The organism is Rhizobium sp. PDO1-076 (assembly GCF_000247475.1).
In the GTDB taxonomy this organism is placed as follows: domain Bacteria; phylum Pseudomonadota; class Alphaproteobacteria; order Rhizobiales; family Rhizobiaceae; genus Allorhizobium.
Genome location: NZ_AHZC01000195.1, coordinates 1 through 2,874 on the forward strand (window position 1 = coordinate 1; position 2,874 = coordinate 2,874).

The 2,874-nt window shown below is 59.7% G+C and carries 4 protein-coding genes; 2 read left to right on the forward strand and 2 right to left on the reverse strand.

From position 1 onward, the window contains the following. Together PDO_RS12050 and PDO_RS12055 are read right to left on the reverse strand one after the other, a co-directional pair. Positions 1 to 369: biotin/lipoyl-binding protein (locus PDO_RS12050; protein WP_009109874.1), on the reverse strand; the 369-nt coding region annotated here is incomplete at its 3' end. 101 nt (positions 370 to 470) lie between these two features. After that, the gene (locus PDO_RS12055; protein WP_009109876.1) at positions 471 to 755 is read right to left on the reverse strand and encodes a hypothetical protein; all 285 of its coding nucleotides are present in this window, start codon (positions 753 to 755) and stop codon (positions 471 to 473) included. A 474-nt stretch (positions 756 to 1,229) separates the two neighbouring features. Between PDO_RS12055 and PDO_RS12060 the strand changes: the two genes are divergently transcribed. Both PDO_RS12060 and PDO_RS12065 read left to right on the forward strand, forming a co-directional pair. Then, positions 1,230 to 2,474 (forward strand): alpha/beta hydrolase, encoded by a 1,245-nt coding sequence (locus tag PDO_RS12060; protein WP_081593178.1) that lies wholly within the window; start codon positions 1,230 to 1,232, stop codon positions 2,472 to 2,474. 121 nt (positions 2,475 to 2,595) lie between these two features. Beyond that, positions 2,596 to 2,874: MarC family protein (locus PDO_RS12065; RefSeq protein WP_009109880.1), on the forward strand; the 279-nt coding region annotated here is incomplete at its 3' end.

A 2,874-nucleotide genomic window follows, 5' to 3' on the forward strand; every position in this document is an offset into this window, starting at 1 on the left:
CTTGGCCTGTGCCGCATCGACCGTCGCGGTGGATGCGCCGATTGACTGGCCCGCACTGGACAGGGCGGCCTCAGCTTCGCTGACGGCCAGTGCATATCGCTCAGGATCAATGCGAAAGAGGATCTGACCTGCCTCCACCTGCATATTGTCGGTTATGCCCACTTCAACGATCCGCCCGGTGACTTCGGCCGCGATGCCGACGACATAGGCCTGGACATAGGCTTGCGACGTCGATGGCGTCCGCCGCTCCATGAAAACCGACAGGCCAAATAACGCAAGCGCCAACAGGATGATGATCAGGGCGATCCTGCGCAGGGGATTTTGTGGCGCCGGCGGCGCCGTAGGCTCATTGATGGCTTCTGAAACCACTGTGTTATGTCCTTCGGAATTCTATCTCTGTTGTATGAATCCGCCAAAAAGGATTGTGCCGCCATCGACAGTCCTGCCGGGCGCAGCAGGCTCCCATCAGATCACCGGGAGCGCTGTACAGGCGGGTGGTGCAGCTTGACCACTTTGGCTTTGGCGAGAGCGTCTTCTATTTCCTTGGCGAGTTCTGCGATCAGTTGTCTGTACTCGGCGCATCGTTTGCCCCCATGCGGATCCGACGATGCTTCCCACTTGACCAATTCCGTCTGGGCTTCGGCGAAATCCCGGCAGATCTCGCAGAAGACGGGGTCCCAGGACGCACGTTCGACGATCGCCTCGGCTTCGATGGGAAACCGCAGCCTGACTGCAGCAGCAATGTCCTCATCCATGGTTCACTTCCCCCCTGGCTCAAGACTGCGGCGCAAGGCGTATTTGCAGCCCCATGGTCGACCATGCGGCAGGCTTCGTGCAGTAGGATACCGTAACATACGGGGCGCGGGAGGTCCGGAAGACACTGGAAAAACGGGCATCCGGATCCCAGAACTGTCCTGGCTCCCGCCTGGCGGCCATATGGATATGCCTTCCGAGCAGCCGCAGCTTGCACGGCAGAAGGCGAAAAACCTGCCGAAACAGAGGTTTTTGCTATTTTGGCCAGCCGCAATGTCAGTCGCAGCAGCCCGTAACCTACCAGATGTTACGGGAAAGCTCCTCGCCGTTGGAATAGATTTTCCTCGGATCTGCCGCCCGCTGCCACGGACTGCGCGACAAGGGAGCATGCGACATTGCTGAGAACAACATATTCCATCGCGCAGCAAACAGATGGCGGCTTTCGCAGCGTCGTGCAATGTCTGGTCATATGCATGATGCTGTCGGTTCTCATCGGGTGTGGCGGTCGCCCGAAGAACGTCCTCACGCCTGTTGCAGACAGTGCGCCTGATACCAGTCGCGTCAATCTGCTGGTCACCACGACGCGTAGCCGCTCGGCGCTGGAGGGGGAGATGTTCACCGGCGAGCGGGCACCGGAGCCGACGTTTGCTGACATGACCGTTTCCATACCACCTGAGAGCGTCCGAAAGGTCGGCGAGGTCGCCTGGCCGAAAAAACTTCCCTCCAATCCGGCAACCGATTTTGCGACATTGAAGGCGGACGAGATCAGCCGGGACGGCGCCCGAACCTGGCTAAGCGCCGCAGTCAGGAAGAGCGGCGACGGCAGCGTGCTTGTCTTCATCCACGGTTTCAACAACCGTTTTGAAGATTCCGTCTACCGTTTCGCCCAGATCGTTCAGGATTCCGGTGTCCGCAGCGCGCCCGTGCTGGTGACCTGGCCGTCGCGTGGCAGTGTTTTCGCCTATGGGTATGACAGGGAAAGCACGAACTATACCCGCAATGCGCTGGAAACGCTCTTCCAGTATCTCGCCAGGGATCCGGAGGTGAAGGAAGTCTCCATTCTGGCCCATTCCATGGGCAATTGGCTGGCACTGGAAGCGCTCCGCCAGATGGCGATCCGTAATGGCCGCCTTCCGGTCAAGTTTGAAAACGTGATGCTGGCCGCACCTGACGTGGATGTCGACGTCTTCCGCCAGCAGATTACTGACATGGGGGAGCCGCGCCCCCATTTCACGCTGTTTGTCTCGCGCGACGACCGTGCGCTCGCGCTATCGCGCAGGGTCTGGGGCGATGTCGCAAGACTGGGAGCGATCGATCCCGAGCAGCCGCCTTTCAAGCAGGAGCTTTCCGACAACAAGATCACGGTGATCGACCTGACCAAGGTCAAGGCGGGCGACCGGCTTCACCATGGCAAGTTCGCCGAATCGCCGGAAGTCGTGCGCCTGATCGGCGCGAGAATTTCGGATGGACAGGCGTTGACCGACAGCAAGATAGGGCTGGGTGACACGCTTCTTGCCGCAACGACCGGTACGGCCGCGGCTGCCGGCAATGTCGCTGGCCTGATCCTGGCTGCACCGGTTGCCGTGATCGACGCAAATACAAGAGACAACTACGCTGGAAATGTCAGCGGTCTTTTCGGTTCGGGCACCATGCAGAACAAAGCGCCGGACTGCGAGCCGGGCGTCAGGGCCGAGAGGGGGCAAAGCGGATGCGGGCGCTAGTGCCCGCACTTCTGGTGGACGTCTGACGCGTGTCTTTGCCAAGGGCCGGTGGGAGAGCCGTGCAACAGAGGGGCAAAGAACAGGCACTGTTTTTAGGATCACAAACTCAGGGGGATTTTACATGGATTTTACCGTTATCGACGCTGCGCTGGTGGGCAAACTTCTTCTCATGCTTTTGATCGGGATGGGGCCGAAGATCGCGCTTGTGCCTTTTCTGGAAAAGACACACGCTTTCGACGCGGAAACCAAGGTCCGCATCGGTCGCAAAATGGTTCTGACCGCCCTGGTCACGGCCCTGATCCTGTTTGCCTCGGGCGCTTTTCTCATGCGGCTCTTGCACATCACCGGCGGGGCAGTCGCTGTGGCGTGGGGCATTATCCTTGCGCTGATTGCGATCAAG

Bases quoted from the DNA above. Each gene is read 5' to 3' on its own strand.
- PDO_RS12055 (WP_009109876.1), bottom strand. From the start codon at position 755: ATGGATGAGGACATTGCTGCTGCAGTCAGGCTGCGGTTTCCCATCGAA.
- PDO_RS12060 (WP_081593178.1), top strand. From the start codon at position 1,230: ATGCTGTCGGTTCTCATCGGGTGTGGCGGTCGCCCGAAGAACGTCCTC.